This is a genomic window from Pseudoalteromonas sp. MTN2-4 (genome assembly GCF_042848605.1).
Classification (GTDB): domain Bacteria; phylum Pseudomonadota; class Gammaproteobacteria; order Enterobacterales; family Alteromonadaceae; genus Pseudoalteromonas.
This window is the reverse complement of the sequence record NZ_BTGK01000004.1, coordinates 365846-389832: the sequence shown is the minus strand read 5'-3', so window position 1 is coordinate 389832 and position 23987 is coordinate 365846. Positions and strand designations below refer to the sequence as shown.

The window sequence follows — 23987 nt, the reverse complement described above, 5'->3', positions numbered from 1 at the left end:
TATGATCACTATGTATGGCATTCCGAACTGTGACACTATTAAAAAAGCAAAAAAATACCTTAGTGACAACAATATTGAATTTACTTTTCATGATTACCGTAAAGATGGTGTTTCAGAAGAGTTAGTTACTGAATTTTGCAAAAGCTTAGGCTGGGAGCAGGTATTAAACAAACGCGGAACAACCTACCGTGCTTTATCAGATGATGAAAAGAGCAACCTATCTGAAACATCTGCCATTACTCATTTAGTTGCGGCTCCAGCGATGATCAAACGCCCTATTCTTGAGGTGAATGGTAAACTACACCTTGGTTTTAAAGCAGCCCAGTATGATGAGATTTTCGCTTAATGGGTAGTCACAATAACGCACCTCAACATTCTGAGGTTGTCTCACTAGCCCAAGCATTGATCCAAAAAAAATCAGTGACCCCAGAAGATGCTAACTGCCAAGCCTTAATGAACGAGCGCTTAGCTAAACTTGGTTTTAACATTGAAGAGCATTTTTTTGTCGATACATTAAATACTTGGGCAAGAAAAGGCACTGATAGCCCACATTTTTGCTTTGCCGGTCACACTGATGTTGTGCCTACAGGCGATGAGACTGACTGGCAACATCCTCCTTTTGACGGTGTCATTGAAAATGGCATATTACATGGCCGTGGTGCCGCTGACATGAAAGGGTCATTGGCGGCTATGGTGGTTGCAACTGAGCGGTTTGTAGAAAAGCACCCTGATCATAAAGGCTCTATTTCGTTTCTAATTACATCGGATGAAGAAGGTCCATTCATTAATGGCACCACAAAGGTAGTCGATCTACTTGAAGCCAGAAATGAAAAAATCGACATGTGTTTGGTCGGTGAGCCTTCTTCTCGTGACCGACTCGGTGATGTAGTAAAAAATGGCCGTCGAGGTTCTTTAACAGGACATTTAACTGTAAAGGGCAAACAAGGGCACGTTGCATATCCTCACTTAGCGCATAACCCTATTCATGCGGTGTCTCCTGCTTTAGCAGAGCTGAGTCAAACTGAATGGGATAAGGGCAATGCGTTTTTCCCGGCAACCAGTTTTCAAATATCAAACATTCAAGGCGGCACTGGCGCATCTAACGTCATCCCTGGCAGTGTGTATGTGCAGTTCAATTTTCGTTTTTCAACAGAATCAACGGTTGAACAGCTACAACAACGCGCAATCGCAATTCTAGATAAGTTCGGCTTAGAGTACGAGCTAAACTGGATTGTAAATGGCCTACCATTTTTAACTGAGCCTGGTGACTTGCTTGATGTGACTTTGGCTGCCATCGAAGAAGTAACCGGTTTGCCGAGTACACCAGAAACAACTGGCGGCACATCCGATGGTCGTTTTATTGCGCAAACTGGCTGTAAAGTTATAGAGCTCGGGCCAATTAATGCGACCATACATCAAGTTGATGAACACGTTAGCTGTGATGATTTAGACAAACTGGCTTTAGTTTACGAGAAGATACTCGAGAAGTTACTTAGCTAATGACTTTATCTGATATGGCCGCTTGCGCTTGCGGCCTTTCTGAAGCGCATTTGACCGAATACAAAGGCAAACAACTTCATCAAGGTATCATCGATGATTTCCTTGCTTTAGAATTAGCCGCAAAGAATGCTGGGTTCGATTTAGAAATTGCATCTGCTTATCGAAGCTTCGAACGTCAATCTCTTATCTGGAATAACAAGTTTTCAGGTAAACGCCCTATTTTAAATGCGAATAACAAACCTGTTGAAATTGCTAACCTCTCAGAAATCGAGATTATACAAGCTATTATGCTTTTCTCGGCAATGCCTGGAGCGAGCAGACATCACTTTGGCACTGACCTAGATGTGTTCGCACCTAACCTATTAAAGCCAGGTCAAAGATTGCAGCTCGAACCGTGGGAGTATCAGCTTAATGGGCCATTTTATACGCTTAATACCTGGCTAGACGAGAACCTTTCTAAGTTTGGCTTTTATCGTCCTTACAAAGAGTTTCAAGGTGGGGTAGCTGAAGAACCTTGGCATATAAGCCACATAGCATGTAGTAAAGATTTGTTTGAATATCAGAATATTGAAAATATCAATCAAGCTCTAAAAGCATCAAATGTACTTGGCCACAATATACTTATTGAAAATATGCCCAGTCTACATGAGCGTTTCGTGAGTAATGTTTGCGAGTTATAAACCTAATTCGCATTTCCCTCAATTAATGTAAGTAAGTGCTTAAAAAACTCTTCTTTTCCAAAGATTTTAAACCCTGTTTCACTTAACACTAAGCGCATCTGAACCCGACTCTTCGACTTCATATAGCTAAACCTAACTTCGTTTTGAGCATAAAAATGGCAGTGTATCTTAAGCGGGCTCTCTCCCATGACCTCTATATACGTATCTCGCTGAAAGTCATTTAACTTAGAGCAAATTGGCACCAAACCATGAGAGTTTAGTAATTCGCATAAAAAGTCTAATTGCTCGTTTGCTTTTAGGGTTATTTCCGATGACATAGTTAATAAGCTTAAGATTACATTGATTAATATTAAACCACAGATTTAATAAGTGCTTTCATATCAATTAAAGAATTCTTGTAATTTCGAATTCCTGTGTTGCCCCATGCATAGTCCATTCAAATTCATCGTGCACTTTTTTATTCATGAGTACCTTACCAAGTGGCGATGCCGGTGTGATTGTCCAAACGACTGTGCTTTTAATATCTAGTTTTAAACCACCTTCTGTTGGCCCAATAAAGTACCAAGAAATATCACCCTCTTCGTTCTCACAACTTACTAAACTACCAATGACAATCGATTCAGAAGGACACAACTCATAAATCTCCTCAAAAGCTTTAATTGCTTTGTGCGCGTCGTCAACACGCTCACTCTGACCCTGTGCTAAATAGGCTGATTCAATACTCAGAGAATCATATTGTGTTTCGGCTGCACTTTGTTCGTGCGTCGCATCTTCTCTCGCAGAATTTGCAGCTTGTACTGCCTCTTGAAGTTTTGCTTCAAGTGCAAATTTTAGATGTTCGATGAAATGCTGTTTGTTCATATTATCTTACTGCTTAAATGGTCAAATCATTGGTAATGTAAGGCTAATTTGCTTTACAACGTCATCAATAGAATAATCAATAACGATTTGCCAGACCATATCGTCGGTGTCACATGCGCCAACAATACCCTGCGCTATGTATGTATCTTTATTTAATTGTGAAAAGAATAATGGGATATAGCCCATATTCATTGACTTACCTTCAATTTTTGCACTTCTAATCTCAAAGGACCTATCTTGTTCTACTTGAAGACGAATTAAAAACTCAGATTCTGCATGTAACTTCAAATTATCATCGACCCAAAGCATGACCTTATCCGCTAAATGACAGGTTGAAACGTCGGCGCAGTTTTGAGGAGGAAGATAACTTTCACTTTTTTCTGAACTTTCATGTATAATTGTATCTGAGTCTGAACAAGCAATTGCTAACAGGCTCGAAACCAATATAAAGAAGTGATGAAAAGTCTTTGTCATACTAGTTTTAGGTTGGATTTTAAAAGGCAAGTCTAAGCTTTTCTAAAATTTAACTCTACTAGAAGCTGTCATTATTTGCGATAACTGCAAAAAATTGATTGATGTCATGATTTCACTTCTTTTAGGTATCTTTTTTTTTGCAAAAAAATTACTATTACCATGCAAAAAAAAGGGTTTCTCAAGCTTGTTTTTTAAGCGTTTTTATCAAATTTCAAACGTTTTTATGACGAGTTTGTGAAATAAATAATAGGGCCTGCTTGCAGGTAATTCATTTCTAATCGCAACAATTGCAGCGGAATCCAGAAAATGAGCCAATCAGTAGCATCACAATCTGAGTACAACTACACGGTTGTACGCCAATTCGCTATCATGACAGTGATTTGGGGCATTGTTGGTATGGGTGTAGGTGTGCTTATTGCAGCACAGCTTGCTTGGCCAGCTTTGAACTTTGACACTCCATGGTTAACGTACTCTCGACTTCGTCCGTTACATACGAACGCTGTTATCTTCGCATTTGGTACTAGTGCGCTATTTGCAACATCTTATTATGTTGTACAACGTACCTGTCAAACGCGTCTTTTCTCTGACAAACTAGCCGCTTTCACCTTCTGGGGTTGGCAAGCTATCATCTTAGCTGCAGCAATTACTCTTCCTCTTGGTTATACAAGTGGTAAAGAATACGCTGAGCTTGAGTGGCCAATCGATATCGCTATCGCGGTAGTTTGGGTAAGCTATGCAGTCGTATTCTTCGGTACTCTTATTAAGCGTAAAGTATCACACATCTACGTAGCTAACTGGTTCTATGCCGGTTTCATCATTACTGTTGCTGTTCTTCACATCGTTAACAGCATGGCAGTTCCTGTGTCTCTAGGTAAATCTTATTCAATTTACGCAGGTGCAGTAGATGCAATGGTTCAGTGGTGGTACGGTCACAACGCAGTAGGTTTCCTACTTACAGCTGGTTTCTTAGGTATGATGTACTACTTCGTACCAAAACAAGCAGGTCGTCCTGTTTACTCTTACCGTTTATCAGTAGTTCACTTCTGGGCACTTGTTTCTCTTTATATTTGGGCTGGTCCTCACCACCTACATTACACAGCATTACCTGACTGGACTCAGTCTTTAGGTATGGTTATGTCTGTAATCCTATTCGTTCCATCTTGGGGTGGTATGATCAACGGTATCATGACGCTATCTGGCGCATGGCACAAACTACGTACTGATCCTGTTCTTCGTTTCTTAGTTGTTTCACTGTCATTCTACGGTATGTCAACGTTCGAAGGCCCAATGATGGCTATTAAGTCTGTTAATGCATTATCACACTACACAGACTGGACAGTTGGTCACGTACACTCAGGTGCACTTGGTTGGGTTGCTATGATCTCTATCGGTGCTATCTATCATCTAATCCCTGCACTATTTGGTCACGGTAACATGTACAGCGTTAAGCTAGTTAACACGCATTTCTGGTTACACACTGTGGGTGTAGTTCTTTACATCGTAGCAATGTGGATCTCAGGTGTAATGCAAGGCCTAATGTGGCGTGCAGTTAACTCTGACGGTACATTAATGTACAGCTTCGTACAATCTCTTGAAGCATCTAAGCCTTTCTACATCATGCGCTTCATGGGTGGTGTATTCATCGTAGCGGGTATGTTAGTTATGGCATATAACGTTTACCGTACAGTTGCAGCGAAGAGCGGTTCTTTAACTGCTGACGCTAATACTCAAATGGCTTAAGTGGGGTGTAATGTATGAGCAATAATAACTCTACCAACAAACATGAGATTGTCGAAAAGAACGTTGGCCTTATGGCTATCCTAACTGTTTTCGCAATCAGCTTTGGTGCACTTGTAGAAATTACACCACTGATGTTCCAAGACGATACTACTAAACCTGTTGATGGCCTTCGCCCTCTTACAGCTTTAGAAATGGAAGGTCGTGATATTTATGTGCGTGAAGGTTGTTACAACTGTCACTCACAAATGATCCGTCCATTCCGTGACGAAGTTGAGCGTTATGGACATTACTCTGTAGCTGGTGAATCTGTTTGGGATCATCCTTTCCAATGGGGTTCTAAGCGTACAGGTCCTGACCTTGCTCGCGTTGGTGAGCGTTACTCTGATGACTGGCATTATGCACACTTAATGGACCCGCGTTCGGTGGTTCCAGAGTCAAACATGCCTGGCTATCCTTGGTTAGATGAAAATGTACTAGATGGTAAAGACACAGCTAAGAAGCTTGAAGTGTTCAAAGGTTTTGGCGTGCCATACACCGATGAAGACATTGCAGGCGCATCAGAAGCAGTTAAAGGCAAGACAGAAATGCAAGCCCTTATTGCTTACTTGCAGCAACTTGGCACTCACTTGAAGTAATTTATTATGGATTACGGCACATACAGAGGCATTTTGACTCTGGTAATTTTGGTACTATTTGTTGTGATTGTTGTGTGGGCATATAGTAAGCGCACAAAAAATCGTTTCGACGACGCTGCTAATGCTATCTTTGAAGATGAAAAAAAGCACAACAACACAATCTCTAATGAGGAAAAGGAGTCTGAAAAATGACTAGCTTTTGGAGTATTTGGGTCATCGTATTGACCTTAGCGTGTCTAGCTCTAATCTTCGGCTTACTTCTATGGAACCTGAAAAACTACGCAGGTGTAAAAGAAGGTGAAAGCTGTGGCCATGAGTTCGACGGTATTGAAGAATTAAACAATCCACTGCCAAAGTGGTGGACTTACTTATTTTTCGCAACTTTTATTTGGGCAGTTTACTACCTAGCAATGTACCCTGGTCTTGGTAACTTCCAAGGTTTCCTAAAATGGACAAGTTCTAACCAAGGCGTAACTTCAATGGAAGAGTCTAAAAAGGCGATTGAAGAAGCTAAAGCCAATGGTGAATGGGTTCAGTTAGACCAAGAGTATGTTGCAGCTGATGAGCGTTTTGGTCCTATCTTCCAAGCGTTTGCAAAGCAAGACATCGAAACACTTGCAACGAACGAAGAAGCACTTGAGATTGGTCAACGTTTATATGCGCAAAACTGTTCTCAATGTCACGGCTCTGATGCACGTGGTGGTATGGGCTTCCCTAACCTAACTGACAACGATTGGCTATACGGCGGCAACCCTGATCAAATCAAAGCAACACTTCTTCACGGTCGTGTAGCTGCGATGCCAGGTTGGGAAAGTGCACTAGGTGAGCAAGGCATTAAAGAAATGACAGCTTACGTATTAAGTCTTTCGGGTCGTAAAGTAAATGCAAAAGACGCTCAAGCAGGTCAAACTAAGTTTGCAATGTGTGCAGCGTGTCACGGTATGGACGGTAAAGGTTCTGTTGCTAACAACAATCCTTTCGGTGCGCCTAACCTAACTGACAATATCTGGCTATATGGTGGTTCTCAACGTGCAGTTGAAGAAACATTAATAAATGGCCGTGCTGGTGTAATGCCTGCTTGGAAAGATATTCTTGGTGAAGACAAAGTTCACTTACTTACAGCATATGTATATAGCTTATCTCAGAATAAATAAGCGAATCGCTAAGATTATTTGAGATCAAAAAAGCCTCCATTTGGAGGCTTTTTTTTAGGTTTTTATAGGCAAATAAGATACTATATCAGCACTGTTTTTTAGCTATGAGTACACTATGAAACCTACCCCTTGGTATAAGCATTTTTGGCCTTGGTTTTTAATGTTCTTCCCTGTTGCAACCATCGTTGCATGTATTGGTCTAGTTGTATTTGCGGTTGGTAATGGCCCAGATATGGTGGTAGATGATTATTATAAAAAAGGTAAAGCAATTGACCTTGAATTAAGTAAATTCAACAAAGCAAAAGCCTTATATCTACATGGTGATTTAAGCGTCGAAAGTGATTTCGTCGAATTTAAATTTACCAAAGGTGATTTTAGCAAAGTTACTGCTCTCAAAGCATCTTTTTATCACCGTACAATTAAAAAACATGATTTCGAAGTTAACCTCCTTGCCAATGCAAACGGTAGTTTCACCGCTATTCTTGAAGATATCCAATTAGGCGCTTACACCATATTTATTGAGCCTATGGACGGCAGTTGGAAAATGAAAGAAGATCTACTTATTCCAACGACAGAAACCATTGAAGTATCACCTGAATACAATAAATCACTGAAGTAATTTCTATGTCTAATTCTTGTTTTCATTGCTTAGAACCAATTCCTGCTGGTTTCGATGACCATATAGAGTTTGAGGGAAAAAATGAAGCAGTGTGTTGTATTGGCTGTAAAGCTGTCGCTGAAACCATCATTAGTCAGGGCATGACCGACTATTATAAGTTCAGAACTGATAGTGCAGGCAAGGTTGAAACCTTAGTCCCTGAACAGCTCAATTTTATAAAAAGCTATGATAATCAAGAAATTCAAGATGATTTTGTCACACATCAAGGTGACTTATCTGAGGTACTATTAAGTGTTGAAGGGATCAGCTGTGCAGCGTGTGCATGGTTGATAGAAAAGCAACTTTTAGCACTGCCAGGTGTTGCCCGTGTTGACGTGAATACATCGACTTACCGAGCAATGATTTTATGGAACAAAGAGAAAATATTGCTCAGTGAAATCATCAAAGCATTAATGGAAATAGGTTATAAAGCTTACCCTTTCCAAGCTGATGATGAAGCCGCACAAAAACAAGCCACTGCAAAAGCGTACATTAGAAGGTTAGGTGTTGCTGGCCTTATGACAATGCAAGTCATGATGTTCGCTTTTGCTATGTACTTTGGCATGTTTTCAGGCATGGAAGAAGACTTCGAACAATATTTCAGGTGGATCAGTCTTGTTCTGGCTACCCCTGTGATCCTCTACTCAGCTCTCCCCTTCTTAACCAATGCAGTCAATGGCCTAAAAGCTAAACAGTTAAACATGGATCTGCCTGTCTCACTGGCAATATTTGGTGCTTATGGTGCCAGTGCTTACGCAACTGTCATGGAAGTGGGTGAAGTTTACTTCGAATCTATTTGTATGTTTACCTTTTTGCTCTTACTGGGCAAATACCTTGAGTTTAGAGCCAGACTTAAAGCTTCTGAGTTCACTGCAAACCTGCAAAAACTATTACCTTTAACAGCCAGAAAACTGTTGGAAGATGGCACTGAAGACGTTGTCGCTGCTCGTAATCTAAAATTAAATGACAGAGTACTCATTAAGGCCGGTGAGACCATTGCTGCAGATGGTATTGTCATTGATGGCAGCAGTACAGTTGATGAGTCTATGATGACCGGTGAGCACCTACCTGTTAAAAAACAAGTAAACAACCAAGTATTTGCGGGTACAGTCAATCACGATGGTCTAATAACAATCGAAATCAATAAAATTGGCCAAAATACGCTGCTGAACCAAATCATCCGCCTGCAGCATAATGCATTAAGCAAAAGACCAAAGTTGGTTGAAGTAACAGACAAAGTAGCCCAATGGTTTGTTGCGTGTTTACTAGTATTTGCTTCAATGACCGCGATTGGCTGGTATCAGATTGATCCTGAACAAGCTTTTTGGGTGACAATCGCCGTGCTTGTCGCCACCTGTCCTTGCGCACTCAGTTTGGCTATTCCTACCGCATTGACCTGTGCTGTTGCCACGTTGACCAAAAAAGGCATATTAATCAAAGAAGCCCATGTGCTCGAAACACTAACAAAATTAACTCGTGTTGCATTTGATAAAACAGGCACTTTGACCGAAGGTAAGTTTTCAATCGCAAAAACAGAGCTGTTTTCATCTGAATTCACAGAAGAAAAAGTACTCGCCCTAAGTGCTAGCTTAGAAAAATACTCTGAGCACCCTATTGCCGCAGCCTTTTTAGAGCATGCTTCTGAATATCACGAGCTTAACGACGTGACTGTTCACCCTGGTATTGGGATCAGTGCCAAACTTGGTACAAACGAGCTTTCACTCGGAAAAACTGGTTGGTTTGGAGTAAGAGACAGCCAAGCTCAAGCTACGTTGTTTATAAATCAACAACCAATTGCTGATTTTTATCTCACTGATAAAGTCAGAAGTAATGCTTCAAGTGTTATCAAGCACCTAAAAGGCTCTGGTTTAACTTGTCATATGTTAACAGGCGATAGCTCGAACGCTGGTGAGACCTTATCAAAACAACTTAATTTAGATAGTTTTCAATCAAACTGCTCACCAGGAGAGAAACAAAAAGCCGTTGAGTCTTGGTCAAAAAACAATGAAGTCGTGGCCATGATCGGCGATGGAGTTAATGACAGTCCGGTGTTTAATAGTGCGCATTTATCAGTTGCTATGGAAACAGGCGCTGACATATCAAAAAATACCGCTGATGTCGTGTTACTGAAAAGTGATTTAAACTCAATAAACACATTGAGAGAAGTCGCAATTACCACTCGTCGTATAGTAAAGCAAAACCTCGCTATTTCACTGTGTTATAACGGTTCAATCTTACCGCTGGCTGCATTTGGGTTAATTCCACCTTGGATTGCTGTAATAGGCATGACAACAAGTTCGATTGTAGTGATCTGTAACTCTTTAAGGTTATTAAAACTATGAGTATCATATATATCTTAATCCCAATTGCGATTCTGTTTGTGATCATCGCAATTGGCATTTTCTTCTGGGCTGTGAGAAGCGAACAGTTTTCAGATCTGAATAAGCAAGGCCACAGTATTTTATTCGAAGACGACAAAGACAAGCATACTAAAAGTAGTAATGAACGAGATTAGTTTATTCAGTGCATTTATTATGGGTCTAGTTGGAAGCGGTCACTGCATTGTCATGTGTGGTGGTGTCGCTTCTAGTCTGCAGCTTGCAAGTAAAAACCTATCGGCTATCAAAGTCAGTCTTGCTTATAATTTTGGTCGTCTAGCAAGTTACTGTATTGCCGGTATGCTGGTCGCGACCCTAGGTGCGAGTTTTGCCAAACAAAACACCCACTTTGCCCTAGGCGTTAAAATTTTTAGTGGGATCTTTATGATCTTGCTTGCGCTTTACGTGATGCGCCTTGCTAACACACTCAAATTTGTTGAAAGCATGGGTAAAACCCTACTCTGGCAACATATCGTCAAATTTAATAAACTTTTCTTGCCCGTTGATAGTTTAAAAAAAGCATTTGGCTATGGCATGTTATGGGGGTGGCTACCTTGCGGGTTAGTGTATTCAGCTTTAATTTGGACTTTGCAAGCAGAGTCAACATTGCATGGTGCAAGCATTATGATGGCATTCGCCTTTGGTACTTTACCAGCTATGTTAACCATTGGGCAATCAGCCCAACATCTTAGCCGCTTTTTAAATCACAATCTGGTAAGATTAGCGCTAGGCAGTATTTTTGTATGGTATGGATTCTATCTACTAATCATTGCAACTGATAAATTAGTACATTAACCTATGTCATGCATCTAATTTTAATGGATTTATAATGGATTTAAGCAATCAAAACCGTTCTAAAGGTAACTGTACTATCAGTTGCAACAACTGCAGCATCAGTCAGTTATGCTTACCGTTCTCTTTAAATGGCAGCGAAATGGACAAACTAGATGAAATTATTGAGCGTAAAAAACCGCTTCACAAAGGCGACTTTCTCTTCGAATCGGGTAATGCGCTAAACTCTATCTTCGCTTTAAGATCTGGTTCGTTTAAATCCTACACACTTTCTGAGCAAGGTGATGAGCAAATCACAGGATTCCACTTAGCAGGTGATCTTGTGGGATTCGATGCCATTAACAAGATGCAACATCAAAGCTTTGCTCAAGCACTTGAAACATCAATGGTATGTGAAATCCCGTTCGATACACTTGACGAATTAGCTGGAAAATTACCAAAGCTTCGTCAACAAATCATGCGCCTTATGAGTAATGAGATCAATTACGATCAAGAAATGCTATTACTTTTAAATAAAAAGACCGCCGAAGAACGCTTAGCGACATTCATTTATAATTTATCTAATCGTTTCGGTGAACGTGGTTTTTCACGCAAAGAGTTTAGATTCACCATGACACGCGGTGAAATTGGTAATTACTTAGGCCTAACGGTTGAAACCATCAGCCGCCTTTTAAGTCGTTTCCAAAAAGCTGAAATTATTAAAGTTGAAGGTAAATTTATTACCATTTTAGACATACCAGGTTTGGCTAAAACGGCTGCAATTAGTTGTTGATCTAGTACAACTTTTAAAGCCTTTATACTTTCACCTTTGGCTAGATGCGTTACACTAAAAGTGTACAATTTAGCCAAAAAAGGTGAATTCCATGGACCAAATTAAACACATATTAGCAGTTGTAGACCCAACCAAAGAACAACAACATAGTTTGCAACGCGCGGTCAGTTTAGCAAAAAAAACTGGCGCCAAGATCACCGCTTTCCTATCCATTTACGACTTTTCCTATGAAATGACTACTATGCTATCTAAAGAAGAGCGTGATGCTATGCGAGACGCTGTAGTTAAAGACAGAGAAGCATGGCTAGATGAGTTAACAGCTTCCTTTGTTGATATAGAAATTAACAAAAAAGTAGTTTGGCATAACCGTCCATTTGAAGCCATCATCAAAAACGTGATTAACAGTGATTTCGACTTAGTTGTAAAAAGTACTCATCAACATGATACGTTAAAATCTGTTATTTTTACGCCCACTGATTGGCATCTTATTCGTAAGTGCCCTGCTCCTGTGCTGCTTGTTAAAGATCATGCTTGGCCAGAGCAAGGACATGTGCTTGCTGCCGTGAATGCCGCTTCTGATAATGAACAACATCAAGCACTTAACAATAGAATTATCACAGATGCTAAATTCATTTGCCAAATAGCAAACGCCACTCTCAGCATTGTGAACACGTACCCTGCTACGCCTGTTAATATTGCGATTGAAATACCAGAATTTAACCCCTCTCAATATAACGAAGCTGTTAAAAAGCATCATAAAGATGAAACCTATGCACTCGCTGAACGTTTCGCATTAGCACCGGAGCAATGCATCATCAAAGAAGGGTTACCTGAAGATGTAATTCCATATGTCGCGAAAGAGTTTAAATCAGAACTAGTAGTGATTGGTACTGTTGGCAGAACTGGTCTAAGTGCAGCTTTAGTCGGGAATACTGCAGAACACGTAATCGATAGTTTAGATTGTGATGTTTTAGCGCTCAAACCTGATGGATATAAAAGCCCATTAGAAGATTAATTATACTTTACCAAACCACCTTAGACGTGCAATTTAAGGTGGTTTGGGTATAATGCGCCCTTATTTTTTCCGTCATTTAAATAGGGGGCCGAGTGTCTCACTCAAAAGAAGCCAAAACCGCTTATAATCTGAATAAACTTCAAAAGCGTCTGCGTCGATTAGCTGGTCAAGCTATTGGTGATTTTAACATGATCGAAGAAGGCGATCGTGTCATGGTTTGCCTTTCTGGCGGTAAAGATAGTTACACCCTATTAGATGTGCTTCAGCACCTTCAACGCGTTGCCCCTATTAAATTTGACGTGTTTGCGATCAACCTTGATCAAAAGCAACCCGGCTTTCCAGAACACATACTGCCTGAGTATTTAGATGGTCTAGGCATTGAATATAAGATCATTGAAGAAGACACTTATAGCATCGTAAAAGATAAGATCCCTGAGGGTAAAACAACTTGCTCACTATGCTCACGTCTTCGCCGAGGTATTTTGTACCGTACAGCAAAAGAAATGGGCGCGACTAAAATCGCGCTTGGTCATCACCGCGATGACATGATCGAAACCATGTTTTTAAACATGTTCTACGGCGGTAAGTTAAAAGGCATGCCTGCTAAGCTCATGAGTGATGACGGCCAGCATATGGTGATCCGCCCTCTGGCTTACTGTAAAGAAGCTGATATTGAGCAGTACGCAACAGCACAAGCGTTCCCGATTATTCCTTGTAACTTGTGTGGCTCTCAAGAAAATCTTCAGCGCAAACACGTTAAAGCCATGTTACACGAGTGGAATAAATCAAATCCTGGTCGTATTGAGAGTATCTTCACTGCAATGCAAAACGTCGTCCCCTCGCATTTAGCAGATGGTGAGTTGTTTGATTTTAAAAACCTGCAAACAGGTGAAGTGATTGACGGCGGTGATATTGCCCTTGATAAACCTGAGTTTAAAGAGCCAGCGATGGAACAGGAAGAAGAAGAAAACTCAGTAAAAATCCAACCAATCGAGTTGGTTTAAGCTTTTTAAAAAAGCCGCTAATTCACTTAGCGGCTTTATACATCACAAATCTTAAATCACAGCTACAACTCTTCACTTAATTACTACTCACCTAAATTCATAACTTAAAGATTTTGTTAGGCGAACTAGTCTAAATTGGCTTTATACCAATACTCTAAATTAAGCGATCTATTTTGAATCGAGAAAAACTTGTAGATATCAATGCGAAAATTTTGCTATTTAGTTGTTCTAAATAAGAAATTTTCAACGACGCTAGCGTCAGTTTTAGTCCCTCAAAAAGATTGAGGATTGGTATTAAACCTGTTCATAAATTTCAGGTACAAAAAAAGCGACCTATTGGCCGCTTTCTTTATTAACAACAACGATTAAGCGTCGTTTTGTTCTTCTTGAGCTTTTTCAACTGAAATAGCAAGTTCAGTTAATGCATCTGGGTTTGCAACGCTTGGTGCATTTGTCATTAAGCAAGATGCCTGCGTTGTTTTAGGGAATGCAATCACATCACGAATGTTGTCTGTGCCGCAAAGTAACATAACTAGACGGTCAAGACCGAATGCAAGACCTGCATGTGGCGGTGTACCGTACTTAAGTGCATCAAGTAAGAAACCAAACTTATCTTCTTGCTCTTGCTCTTCAATACCTAGAATGCGGAATGCAGCTTGTTGCATATCATTATTGTGAATACGAACAGAACCACCACCGACTTCATAGCCATTCAGTACCATATCGTATGCATCGCTGATAGCCGCTGCTGGGTTAGCTTCAAGTTCTGCTGCAGAGATATCTTTTGGAGCAGTAAATGGGTGGTGTACTGCATGAAGGTTGCCTTCGTCGTCTTCTTCGAACATCGGGAAGTCTACAACCCATAATGGTGCCCACTTGTTCAAATCTGTAAGTTCAAGGTCTAAACCCACTTTCAGACGTAACGCGCCCATGGCTTCGTTGACAACATTGCGCTTGTCAGCACCAAAAAGGATGATGTCACCAGTTTGTGCATTTGTACGCTCAAGCAGTGAATTAATAACTTCTTCATTTAAGAATTTAGCAATTGGAGATTGAACGCCCTCAACGCCTGCGTCACGGTCATTGACTTTCATCCAAGCCAGACCTTTCGCACCGTAAATGCCTACAAACTTTGTATATTCGTCAATTTGCTTACGAGACAGTTTTGCACCGCCTGGCACAGTTAGCACAGCAACACGACCTTTTTCATCATTTGCAGGGGCTGCTAATACTTTGAACTCTACATCTTTAACAATGTCAGCCACATCAACAAGCTCTAACGGGTTACGTAGGTCTGGCTTGTCTGAACCAAAACGGCTCATTGCTTCGCTGTAAGGCATTACCGGGAAAGCACCTAAATCAACGTTTAGTAGTTCTTGCCACATTTCACGAATTAAACGCTCTGTTACTTCACGAACTTGATCAGACGTCATGAATGACGTTTCTAAATCGATTTGTGTAAATTCAGGCTGACGATCAGCACGCAAATCTTCATCACGGAAACACTTAACGATTTGATAGTAACGATCGAAACCAGACATCATCAGTAATTGCTTGAATAGCTGAGGAGACTGAGGTAACGCATAAAAGCTACCTTTATGCACACGACTCGGTACTAAATAGTCACGCGCACCTTCTGGCGTTGCTTTAGTAAGCACTGGCGTTTCGATGTCTAAGAAGTCATTTGCGTCTAAGAAACGACGTACAAAGCTGCTTGCTTTAGCACGAAGCTTAATTCTGTCTGACATTTCAAGACGACGCAGATCTAGATAGCGATACTTTAAACGACGCTCTTCAGAGTTTTGCTGGTTAAAGTCTAGTGGTAATGGCTCAGCGCGGTTAATTACCGTTAAACCAGTACCTAAAATTTCAACTTCACCCGTTGCCATATCTTTGTTAATTTGGCTTTCAGGACGCGCACGAACAGTACCTGTTACTTTTACACAGAACTCTTGACGTAACGTATTCGCCACATCCATCAGACCTTCAACTTCAGGGTCAAATACCACCTGAACTAACCCTTCACGGTCACGTAAGTCGATGAAAATTAGACCACCCAAGTCACGACGTTTGTTGATCCAACCACATAGTTCTACTTCTTGACCAACATGGCTGCTGTTTAAATTTCCGCAGTATATAGAGCGCATAGCATTCCTGTTTGTTCAGCAAGCATAGTGCTGAACTTCGTTTAATGAAAAATTGGTCCAATTATATAAAAATCGCCGTTAATGTCATCCTTGAAGTGCCGAGCTTTCGCAATAGTTTGTAAATTTTCCAACTAATGCACCTATTTGCTACACTCTCGTGCTCATATTAAGTCATTTATTCAAAAATATGCTTTATTTAGGTTGTCCACAATGGAGTAGCACTCACTGGAAAGGTCGTTTTTTTTCGTCTAACTGTGCGCCAAGCAATATGCTCTCCGAATATGGCCAAATCTTTAACACCGTTGAAGGTAATACCAGTTTTTATGCAGATCCCAAACCTGACACTATAAGAAAATGGTATCAGGCAGTACCCGAAGATTTTAAATTTACCTTTAAGATACCGAGACGCTTTAGTCATGACATGGCGTTACAACATTGCCAAAATGACTTAAAAGTTTGGCTTGATTTGTTTAGCCCACTTTTTCCTAAAATCGGGCAAGTCATGTTACAGCTTCCCAAGTCATGTTCCCCCGAATATTTGCATCGCATTGAAAAATTCTGTGCTTTATTACCAGATGAACTTAATCTTGGCGTTGAAGTAAGACATTTAGGCTTTTTTGATAAAGGCGATAATGAACGCAGTTATAACCAATTCTTAATGAAACATAATTACAACCGCATCATGATGGATACACGCCCTCTTTTTAGTGAAATACCAAACACAGAAGCCATCATTGATGCTCAAGCTAAAAAGCCTAAAGTACCTCTTCACGTATTAGCCACCAGCAATGCGCCTATCATCAGATATGTTGGCACATCAAACCTTGAAGATAATAGAGCTTTTTACAAACCTTGGTTAAATAAAATTCGTGTGTGGCTTGAAGAAGGCAAAACCCCCTATGTGTTTTTCCATACCGCTGATAACTATGACTCACCTCTTCTAGCTAGACAGTTTATTGCTGATTTAGGTCTTGAGCATACTGTCAGCTTACCATTCCCTGCTGAAAAAGAAGCAAAGCAAAACTCATTGTTTTAGAATTGAATCAAATTAGAATAGAGAACAAATCGTGCCTCACCCTTACACACACTATTTCAGTCATTACCCTGAAAATATTCAAGCACAAGTTAATATGCTTATCAGTAATAATAAGCTACTTTCGTTTTTCAAAAACAAATACCCTGTCGGTCATACTCTGAAAAACGATAAATTACTTTTTGAATTTACGAATGAACTCAAGCAACGATATTTAAAGAATGCTCCTAAGTTGCAACAGGTACAGTACAAGAAGCAGAAAGATTTAGTACAAAATGCACTGGGAACACATACCTTTAAGCGACAACAACACGGTGGCAAGTTAAAAGCCAAGCATGAAATAACCATTGCTGAGCAACTTCGTTTAGCACCTGAGCCACTTTTAAAAGCTTTAGTTGTTCATGAATTAGCGCACTTCAAAGAGAAAGAACACAATAAGAGTTTTTATAACCTGTGTTGCCATATAGAACCTGAATATCACCAGCTTGAACTAGAGTTGAGGTTATTTTTAGTACTTCAGCAAGAGCAACTCAGTTTTTATTAAGCACAAAAAAAGCAGGCTGCGCCTGCTTATCTGTTTAAACTTTAACTTATTACAAACCTAACTCAGCTAAAAAGTCATCATCAGCATCATCGCTCACATCATTGTTGGCAGCTGCTTTTGTTTTAGAAGTATCTTTCTTCGCTTTATTAACTTTAGCTTGACTTTCAATAATTGAATCTGGGTCAACAGATTCGGTAATATCAAAATCATGCAGTTTAATAAACTCAGTCTTGTCCATCGCTAGTTCAAGATAGAAGATATTTTGATTTTGTGTAGTAAACGTTACACGACGCGCTTGAGGGCGGTCCATCGTCGTGTCTACAGAAATTTGCACCTGTTTGTTAATCGCCATCATCTTCGGCTGATTCTGTGTAATAGAGGTATGAAGTTGTTCACGAACCTTACCAGTGAAATCACCGACCATTTGGTTCATTAATTCACCTAACACGTTTGATACGTCATCAGACAAGTGGCTGTGTGCAATTTCTTCTTCAGGCATACCCATGTTGCGCATGTAATCTTGGTAAATTTCCATCGCAGCTTGCTGGGTGAAGTTCATCACAACAAGTCCTGTAAAGCCACCATCAAAAAGTACAAAACAACCAATATCAGGTCGCATGCAAGTACGCGTAATTTTTTGTACCATTGCTGAATATGAAATTTGATTGCCACTTGCTGAGGATAAAACTTCGGTCACCGAGTGACACAGGGTTGATAAAATATCTTCTGTGCTAATCACTTTGTTTCTCGCCATTTTTTTCTCTTTCTTATCTAACCGAACTTACAGATAAGATATGTGACAAGTTAATAACTTACAACAATAATGTAGCGAATAAAGTCATTCGTTACACTAATAGAACAATTATTAAACTAGCTTAGGCTCTGAAACTATTAAATAGTGACTAAACCCTTCATATCTGAAAATTGCGTTAGCGTTTATTTGTATCTTGTCTTGTTTAGTCGTGAAATTCTTGCAAGTGGCCAAGTCATCAATAAACAAACCACCATAACGGCGATACTTTCAGTTTTATCTAATGCGATTGAATAATAAGTACTGCCTATAATTGTAAATATAATTAAAAGCCAAAGAGCTATGTAAAGAGATCGAAATTTGTGAAAAAAATCGCATAGTTTTAAAAACAACATGCTGAGTTCCTTGCATCGCATTACATGACTAGAGAATAGCCCACTTCAGTAGATTAATAATTGATCACATCGACATTTTAAGCAAATTTTTAATAAAACAATTCAATTTTTTAACCTATTTACTCTTACGCAATTTACCCCTGACTAATTTTTCAAAAATGCTAAAATACCCACATTATTTTTAAAGAGAGACAAACAGTGACTGGCAAAGACAGCATTTACGCCAATCAAATTGAAGTGAAAGACTTTACTTTCGATGCCAATGTCGTCGAAGTTTTTCCGGACATGATCCAACGCTCCGTGCCTGGTTATGCAACAATCGTCAGCACCATGGGCAAACTTGCAGGTCAATTTGCACAAAGTAATTCTAATTTATACGATTTAGGTTGCTCTTTGGGTGCGGTGACTTTGAGCATGCGTCGCAATATCGAAAAAGAAAACTGTACGATTATCGCCATTGATAACTCTGAACCTATGGTAGAGCGCTGTAAACTTCATCTAAAAGGTTTTAAATCCGACGTGCCTGTTGATGTAAACTTAGCCGATATCAATGATATTAATCTTGAAAATGCCAGCGTTGTTGCTATGAACTTTACCTTACAATTTATTCCACCAGAACAGCGCCGAGCATTACTAGAGAAGATTTACAACAGCCTTAAGCCTGGAGGTGTGCTTCTTCTCAGCGAGAAATTTCGTGGAGAAAATGAACAGGTTGATAATTTACTCATTGACTTGCATCACGATTTTAAACGTCATAACGGCTATTCAGAATTAGAAATAAGTCAAAAACGTACAGCTATAGAAAATGTGATGCGCACAGATTTATTGAGCACTCATTTGACGCGCTTATCTGATATTGGCTTCAGTCAAACTCAGGTTTGGTATCAATGCTTCAACTTTTGCTCAATGGTTGCGATTAAATAACGGAATTAAAATGAATACTTGGTTTACAGATTTTTATGCGGCCATTGCTAAAGGGCCTCTTAGTCACTGGTTAAATACACTTCCGGCGCAATTAACACATTGGCAAAAAGAAGCCCAACATGGTGATTGGCCGAAATGGGAAAAGGTACTTAAGAACCTACCAGAATCAAACACGCAGCATGTTAATATCACCGATAAAGTCGAGTTTGGTTTAGAAACAGAGTTATCTGAAGGTCACACAAAGCAACTTACTCACTTACTAAAGCGCATGATGCCGTGGCGAAAAGGCCCCTTTCATATCCATGGTATTCACATTGATACTGAGTGGCGCAGTGATTGGAAATGGGACCGCTTAGTTCAGCACATCAGCCCACTTCATAGACGTACTGTTTTAGATATCGGCTGTGGCTCAGGTTATCATTTATGGCGCATGAAAGGTGCGGGTGCTGAATTTGTCGTTGGTATTGACCCATCAGACTTATTTTTATCGCAATTCCAAGCCATAAAACATTTTAACCGAGATGAAAACGTACACCTTTTACCCCTAGGTGTTGAACAATTACCTGAACTCAAAGCCTTTGATACGGTTTTTTCAATGGGTGTTTTATACCACAGACGCTCTCCGATTGATTTTCTAGCGCAGCTGAAAGCCCAATTACGCAAAGGTGGCGAACTTGTATTAGAAACACTGGTGGTTGAAGGCGATGTACATACTGTATTAGTACCTACAGATCGCTATGCGAAAATGCGTAATGTCTGGTTTATTCCAAGCGCAGCAGCATTAACCTTATGGCTTGAGCGCGTCGGGTTCAAAAATATTCGAGTTGTGAATGAAGACATAACATCATTAGATGAGCAAAGACGTACTGAGTGGATGGAAACAGAGTCTCTGGCTGATTTCCTTGACCCGAACGACCCAACTAAAACCATTGAGGGTTACCCTGCACCACTTCGCGCGATAATTATCGCCGAAGCTTAATAAACATTATCTAAGTACATATTGCTTTAAAAATACGCAGCATAATTGGCTGCGTATTTTATTTGTGAAGGATATCTGTCCTTACCACTTAGATTCAACTAGCCCCACTTAAGCAATTGTTGTAAAATACGCGCGTTTCTAAGCAACCCCTATTAGCAAATTTGAGGAAAACCTGTGAGCGAGAATAAACAGTCTCTTAGCTACAAAGACGCTGGCGTTGATATTGATGCGGGTAACGCACTAGTTGAGCGCATTAAAGGCGTAGTGAAAAAAACTCGTCGCCCAGAAGTAATGGGTGGCATCGGTGGTTTTGGTGCACTATGCGAACTTCCAACTGGTTATAAAGAGCCTGTATTAGTTGCTGGCACAGATGGTGTTGGTACAAAACTTCGCCTTGCTATCGATCTTAAAAAGCACGACACAGTAGGTATCGACCTAGTTGCAATGTGTGTAAACGACCTTATCGTTCAAGGTGCTGAGCCACTATTTTTCCTTGACTACTATGCGACAGGCAAACTAGACGTTGACGTTGCTGCTGATGTAGTAACTGGCATTGGTAAAGGTTGTGAGCTTTCTGGCTGTGCACTTATCGGTGGTGAAACTGCTGAAATGCCAGGTATGTACGAAGGTGATGATTATGACATGGCAGGCTTCTGTACTGGTGTTGTAGAGAAATCAAAAATCATCGACGGTACTAAAGTAGCAGCTGGCGACCAACTTATCGCACTTGCTTCAAGCGGCCCTCACTCAAACGGTTACTCGCTTATTCGTAAAGTGCTAGAAGTATCAGGCGCAGATACAAATTCAGAATTCGAAGGCAAAACATTAGGCGAGCACCTAATGGAACCTACGCGTATCTACGTTAAATCTATCTTAGAACTACTAAAAGACGTAGACGTACACGCACTTTCTCACATCACTGGTGGTGGTTTCTGGGAAAACATTCCTCGTGTATTGCCTGAATCAGCAAAAGCAGTTGTTAAAGGTGATAGCTGGCAATGGCCTGCAGTGTTCAACTGGCTACAAGAAAACGGCAACATTGAAACGCACGAAATGTACCGTACTTTCAACTGTGGTGTTGGTATGATCTTAGTTGTTCCTGCTGACAAACTTGAGCAGAGCCTTGAGATATTAAAAGCACAAGGTGAAGACGCGTGGCACATCGGTGAAATTCAAACTGCTGCTGCAGGTGAAGAACAAGTAGAAATCATTGGTGGTGCTGAGTAATGTCAGCATCGCGTATTGTTGTTTTGATTTCAGGCAGCGGGTCAAACCTGCAAGCCATTATGGATGCTTGCCAAAGTAAGCAAATTAGTGGTGATGTTGTATCTGTTATCAGCAATAAGGCCGATGCTTACGGCCTAACACGCGCAGAGAACGCAGGCATTGAAACCTGTGTTCTTAGCCACAAAGATTTCGCATCACGCGAAGACTATGATGCACAACTTGCACAATTAATTGACTCTTTTGACCCGGCTCTAGTTGTATTAGCTGGATTTATGCGTATTCTTACTCCTAGCTTAGTGCAAAAATTTAAAGGAAAAATGTTGAACATTCATCCTTCTTTGTTGCCTAAGTACCAAGGGCTGAATACCCACCAAAGAGCAATAGATGCAAAAGACGACGTGCATGGCGTAAGTGTCCACTTTGTAACAGAAGAATTAGACGGTGGACCTGTTGTTTTACAAGCTAAAGTACCAATTTTAGCAGATGATACGGCAGAGTCACTTGCCCAGCGGGTTCACGAACAAGAACATATAATCTATCCTTTGGCGGTCCAATGGTTCAGCGAACAGAGACTAACAATGGAAGCAGACTATGCCGTTTTTGACAATCAACCCCTTCCACCGCAAGGCGCGCACTACCCAGAATAAAAATATTAGCGCTTGGTTTATTGCACTAAGCGCTATTTTCTCAACATCGGTTTTTGCCGATACGCTTACTCCCTATCGCGCAGAATATGAAGTGAGCCGCAAAGGTTCAGTTCAAGGCAGCGCACTTCGTGAATTAACAAAGAACACTGACAATACTTATGTACTGACTTATCAGAGTGATATTGAGTGGATGATTTTCTCTGATGAACGAAACGAACGCGCAAAGTTCAAAATGAGTGAAAATCAGGCAATCCCACTTGAATACTCAATGTCGCGAAAAGGTACTGGGCCAGATAAACAATACAACCTAGTATTTGATCAAAATAAGAAGCAAATCTTTTCAAGCAAAAATAAACATCCGCTAAAAATTGACTGGAAAGCAGACCAAAAAGATCTACTCACTTATCAATTTCAATTGCGACAAGATTTAAAAGCTGGAAAAACTTCATTTAGTTATCCGATCATAGATAAAAATGGCAATCAGCGTAATTATGATTTTGAAGTTGATGGAAAAGAAACCATTACACTGCCTATTGGTAATGTTGAAACAATTAGAGTTAAGCGTCTCTATGATAATAACAAAAGACAAGCAACAGCTTGGTTTGCCCCAGAGTATGATTACTTACTTGTAAAAATGTATAAGGGTAAAGAGGGGATTGAACAATTCCAAGTCCAGCTAAAACAGTATGACAAATAGAGAGACTTACAGAGATAGTAAAAAGCCAAGCATTCGCTTGGCTTTTTGCTTTTTTGGCACTGTAAAATGCTAGATTTTTTCGCCTAACTTAAACAACGCAAATTCGCCAGGCTCCATCTTTTGCCATTGCTCATCGTTAGTCAGTGGCCGAGTTGCAATCACAGTAACCACATCGTTTGGTGTCGTCTCTTGTTGAAAATCAACAACCATATCTGCATCAATTAAAGTCGCTTTACCAAATGGTGCTCTTCGGGTGATCCAATGCAAATTATTTGTACAGAATGCCAAAACAAACACACCATCTGTCAGTAGCATGTTGAAGACGCCCTTCTCTCTTAATTCGTTAGCGAGCTTGGCAGCATAGCGAAACACCGACGCCATATTCGAAGGACGTTTTGGATACTTCTCGCGGATTTTGTCTAAGATCCAACAAAATGCCAGCTCACTGTCGGTATTGCCAACAGGTTTATAAAATTCTGGTTTTAAATCTTGGTAATTCGAAAGTTGGCCATTGTGTGCATAGGTAATTTCGCGACCCCAAAGCTCTCGTGTGAACGGATGTGTATTTTCTAAACACGTGCGACCACGATTACCCTGACGAATATGGCTAATTACCGAAACACTTTTAATCGGGTAAGCTTTGACTAGTTTTGCAATTTCAGATGTGCAACTTGGCTCTGGATCTTTAAAAGTACGACACCCTTTGCCCTCATAAAATGTAATACCCCAGCCATCTTTATGAGGACCTGTATTACCACCGCGCTCTAAGAGACCAGAAAAACTAAAACAAATGTCCGTAGGCACATTAGCTGACATGCCAAGAAGTTCACACATTTAATAAATCCAAAAACAAATAAAACCACGCATATTATGACAGTATTCGAAAAGGGTTAACACTAGGAAAGTTAAGGTTTATATAACCAATTAATCGAGCTTATAAAAAAGCCCCGTAAAACACGGGGCTGGTTGGGAGAGTTTTT

The 23987-nt window shown here is 40.3% G+C and carries 27 protein-coding genes; 21 read left to right on the top strand and 6 right to left on the bottom strand.

The features are described from left to right. Nucleotide 1: 1 nt before the first annotated feature. The 3 genes from ACGHEH_RS12860 to ACGHEH_RS12850 are packed head-to-tail and all read left to right on the top strand — an operon-like array spanning nt 2 to nt 2180. Nucleotides 2-346 carry an ArsC family reductase gene (locus tag ACGHEH_RS12860; protein ID WP_390445986.1) on the top strand — a complete coding sequence of 115 codons (345 nt, stop codon included), beginning with the start codon at nt 2-4 and terminating at the stop codon, nt 344-346. Continuing rightward, entirely contained in the window at nt 346-1500 is a 1155-nt protein-coding gene (gene dapE / locus ACGHEH_RS12855) for a succinyl-diaminopimelate desuccinylase (RefSeq protein WP_390445984.1), read from the top strand. The genes ACGHEH_RS12860 and dapE overlap by 1 nt, the downstream gene beginning before the upstream one ends. Further along, nucleotides 1500-2180, top strand: coding sequence for a M15 family metallopeptidase (locus tag ACGHEH_RS12850; protein ID WP_390445982.1), 681 nt, complete (start codon nt 1500-1502; stop codon nt 2178-2180). Before dapE ends, ACGHEH_RS12850 begins: the two co-directional genes overlap by 1 nt. Before the next feature lie 2 nt (nt 2181-2182). Here ACGHEH_RS12850 and ACGHEH_RS12845 read toward each other — a convergent pair whose 3' ends face one another. From ACGHEH_RS12845 to ACGHEH_RS12835, 3 genes are all read right to left on the bottom strand, one after another. Further along, nucleotides 2183-2497 (bottom strand): hypothetical protein, encoded by a 315-nt coding sequence (locus ACGHEH_RS12845; protein WP_390445980.1) that lies wholly within the window; start codon nt 2495-2497, stop codon nt 2183-2185. A gap of 67 nt (nt 2498-2564) precedes the next feature. After that, nucleotides 2565-3041 carry a GreA/GreB family elongation factor gene (locus tag ACGHEH_RS12840; RefSeq protein WP_390445978.1) on the bottom strand — a complete coding sequence of 159 codons (477 nt, stop codon included), beginning with the start codon at nt 3039-3041 and terminating at the stop codon, nt 2565-2567. Between the two features lie 21 nt (nt 3042-3062). Continuing rightward, nucleotides 3063-3515, bottom strand: coding sequence for a hypothetical protein (locus ACGHEH_RS12835; RefSeq protein WP_390445976.1), 453 nt, complete (start codon nt 3513-3515; stop codon nt 3063-3065). A gap of 306 nt (nt 3516-3821) precedes the next feature. Between ACGHEH_RS12835 and ccoN the strand changes: the two genes are divergently transcribed. The 11 genes from ccoN (at nt 3822) to ttcA (ending at nt 13663) form a co-directional block, all read left to right on the top strand. Further along, a complete protein-coding gene (ccoN, locus tag ACGHEH_RS12830) occupies nt 3822-5255 on the top strand; it encodes a cytochrome-c oxidase, cbb3-type subunit I (RefSeq protein ID WP_349286104.1) in 1434 nt (477 codons plus the stop codon). 14 nt (nt 5256-5269) lie between these two features. Then, nucleotides 5270-5890, top strand: coding sequence for a cytochrome-c oxidase, cbb3-type subunit II (gene ccoO, locus ACGHEH_RS12825; protein WP_130254460.1), 621 nt, complete (start codon nt 5270-5272; stop codon nt 5888-5890). 6 nt (nt 5891-5896) lie between these two features. After that, entirely contained in the window at nt 5897-6082 is a 186-nt protein-coding gene (locus ACGHEH_RS12820; protein ID WP_058029591.1) for a cbb3-type cytochrome c oxidase subunit 3, read from the top strand. Then, nucleotides 6079-7044, top strand: coding sequence for a cytochrome-c oxidase, cbb3-type subunit III (ccoP, locus tag ACGHEH_RS12815; RefSeq protein WP_349286103.1), 966 nt, complete (start codon nt 6079-6081; stop codon nt 7042-7044). The genes ACGHEH_RS12820 and ccoP overlap by 4 nt, the downstream gene beginning before the upstream one ends. Before the next feature lie 115 nt (nt 7045-7159). After that, entirely contained in the window at nt 7160-7663 is a 504-nt protein-coding gene (locus tag ACGHEH_RS12810) for a FixH family protein (protein ID WP_390445973.1), read from the top strand. 5 nt (nt 7664-7668) lie between these two features. Further along, nucleotides 7669-10044 carry a heavy metal translocating P-type ATPase gene (locus ACGHEH_RS12805; protein WP_390445971.1) on the top strand — a complete coding sequence of 792 codons (2376 nt, stop codon included), beginning with the start codon at nt 7669-7671 and terminating at the stop codon, nt 10042-10044. Further along, nucleotides 10041-10217 carry a cbb3-type cytochrome oxidase assembly protein CcoS gene (gene ccoS / locus ACGHEH_RS12800; protein WP_130254465.1) on the top strand — a complete coding sequence of 59 codons (177 nt, stop codon included), beginning with the start codon at nt 10041-10043 and terminating at the stop codon, nt 10215-10217. The genes ACGHEH_RS12805 and ccoS overlap by 4 nt, the downstream gene beginning before the upstream one ends. Beyond that, complete coding sequence (locus ACGHEH_RS12795) at nt 10204-10875, top strand: sulfite exporter TauE/SafE family protein (protein WP_390445970.1); 672 nt, start codon at nt 10204-10206, stop codon at nt 10873-10875. The genes ccoS and ACGHEH_RS12795 overlap by 14 nt, the downstream gene beginning before the upstream one ends. Nucleotides 10876-10909: 34 nt before the next feature. Then, the gene (locus tag ACGHEH_RS12790; protein ID WP_390445968.1) at nt 10910-11644 is read left to right on the top strand and encodes an FNR family transcription factor; all 735 of its coding nucleotides are present in this window, start codon (nt 10910-10912) and stop codon (nt 11642-11644) included. 91 nt (nt 11645-11735) lie between these two features. Continuing rightward, on the top strand, nt 11736-12659 hold the full coding sequence (gene uspE, locus ACGHEH_RS12785) for a universal stress protein UspE (RefSeq protein ID WP_390445966.1): 924 nt from the start codon (nt 11736-11738) through the stop codon (nt 12657-12659). A gap of 92 nt (nt 12660-12751) precedes the next feature. Beyond that, nucleotides 12752-13663 carry a tRNA 2-thiocytidine(32) synthetase TtcA gene (gene ttcA / locus ACGHEH_RS12780; RefSeq protein ID WP_390445964.1) on the top strand — a complete coding sequence of 304 codons (912 nt, stop codon included), beginning with the start codon at nt 12752-12754 and terminating at the stop codon, nt 13661-13663. Nucleotides 13664-14028: 365 nt separating this feature from the next. Here ttcA and aspS read toward each other — a convergent pair whose 3' ends face one another. Then, nucleotides 14029-15810 carry an aspartate--tRNA ligase gene (gene aspS / locus ACGHEH_RS12775; RefSeq protein WP_390445962.1) on the bottom strand — a complete coding sequence of 594 codons (1782 nt, stop codon included), beginning with the start codon at nt 15808-15810 and terminating at the stop codon, nt 14029-14031. Nucleotides 15811-15997: 187 nt separating this feature from the next. On the opposite strand from aspS, the gene ACGHEH_RS12770 reads away from it, so the two are divergent. Both ACGHEH_RS12770 and ACGHEH_RS12765 read left to right on the top strand, forming a co-directional pair. Further along, nucleotides 15998-16846, top strand: coding sequence for a DUF72 domain-containing protein (locus ACGHEH_RS12770; protein WP_390446035.1), 849 nt, complete (start codon nt 15998-16000; stop codon nt 16844-16846). A gap of 31 nt (nt 16847-16877) precedes the next feature. Beyond that, nucleotides 16878-17387 (top strand): M48 family metallopeptidase, encoded by a 510-nt coding sequence (locus ACGHEH_RS12765; protein ID WP_390445960.1) that lies wholly within the window; start codon nt 16878-16880, stop codon nt 17385-17387. Nucleotides 17388-17436: 49 nt separating this feature from the next. Here ACGHEH_RS12765 and ACGHEH_RS12760 read toward each other — a convergent pair whose 3' ends face one another. Next, nucleotides 17437-18141, bottom strand: coding sequence for a DUF3334 family protein (locus ACGHEH_RS12760; protein WP_390445958.1), 705 nt, complete (start codon nt 18139-18141; stop codon nt 17437-17439). Between the two features lie 590 nt (nt 18142-18731). Between ACGHEH_RS12760 and cmoA the strand changes: the two genes are divergently transcribed. The 5 genes from cmoA (at nt 18732) to ACGHEH_RS12735 (ending at nt 23007) form a co-directional block, all read left to right on the top strand. After that, a complete protein-coding gene (gene cmoA, locus ACGHEH_RS12755; RefSeq protein WP_390445956.1) occupies nt 18732-19457 on the top strand; it encodes a carboxy-S-adenosyl-L-methionine synthase CmoA in 726 nt (241 codons plus the stop codon). A gap of 10 nt (nt 19458-19467) precedes the next feature. Next, nucleotides 19468-20436 (top strand): tRNA 5-methoxyuridine(34)/uridine 5-oxyacetic acid(34) synthase CmoB, encoded by a 969-nt coding sequence (gene cmoB / locus ACGHEH_RS12750; RefSeq protein WP_390445954.1) that lies wholly within the window; start codon nt 19468-19470, stop codon nt 20434-20436. Between the two features lie 174 nt (nt 20437-20610). Next, nucleotides 20611-21663 (top strand): phosphoribosylformylglycinamidine cyclo-ligase, encoded by a 1053-nt coding sequence (purM, locus tag ACGHEH_RS12745; RefSeq protein WP_058029576.1) that lies wholly within the window; start codon nt 20611-20613, stop codon nt 21661-21663. Then, the gene (gene purN / locus ACGHEH_RS12740; protein ID WP_390445952.1) at nt 21663-22310 is read left to right on the top strand and encodes a phosphoribosylglycinamide formyltransferase; all 648 of its coding nucleotides are present in this window, start codon (nt 21663-21665) and stop codon (nt 22308-22310) included. Before purM ends, purN begins: the two co-directional genes overlap by 1 nt. Then, on the top strand, nt 22255-23007 hold the full coding sequence (locus tag ACGHEH_RS12735) for a DUF3108 domain-containing protein (RefSeq protein WP_390445950.1): 753 nt from the start codon (nt 22255-22257) through the stop codon (nt 23005-23007). The genes purN and ACGHEH_RS12735 overlap by 56 nt, the downstream gene beginning before the upstream one ends. Before the next feature lie 69 nt (nt 23008-23076). On the opposite strand, the gene ACGHEH_RS12730 is transcribed toward ACGHEH_RS12735, so the two are convergent. Next, on the bottom strand, nt 23077-23841 hold the full coding sequence (locus ACGHEH_RS12730) for a class II glutamine amidotransferase (RefSeq protein ID WP_349286090.1): 765 nt from the start codon (nt 23839-23841) through the stop codon (nt 23077-23079). Between the last annotated feature and the right edge of the window lie 146 nt (nt 23842-23987).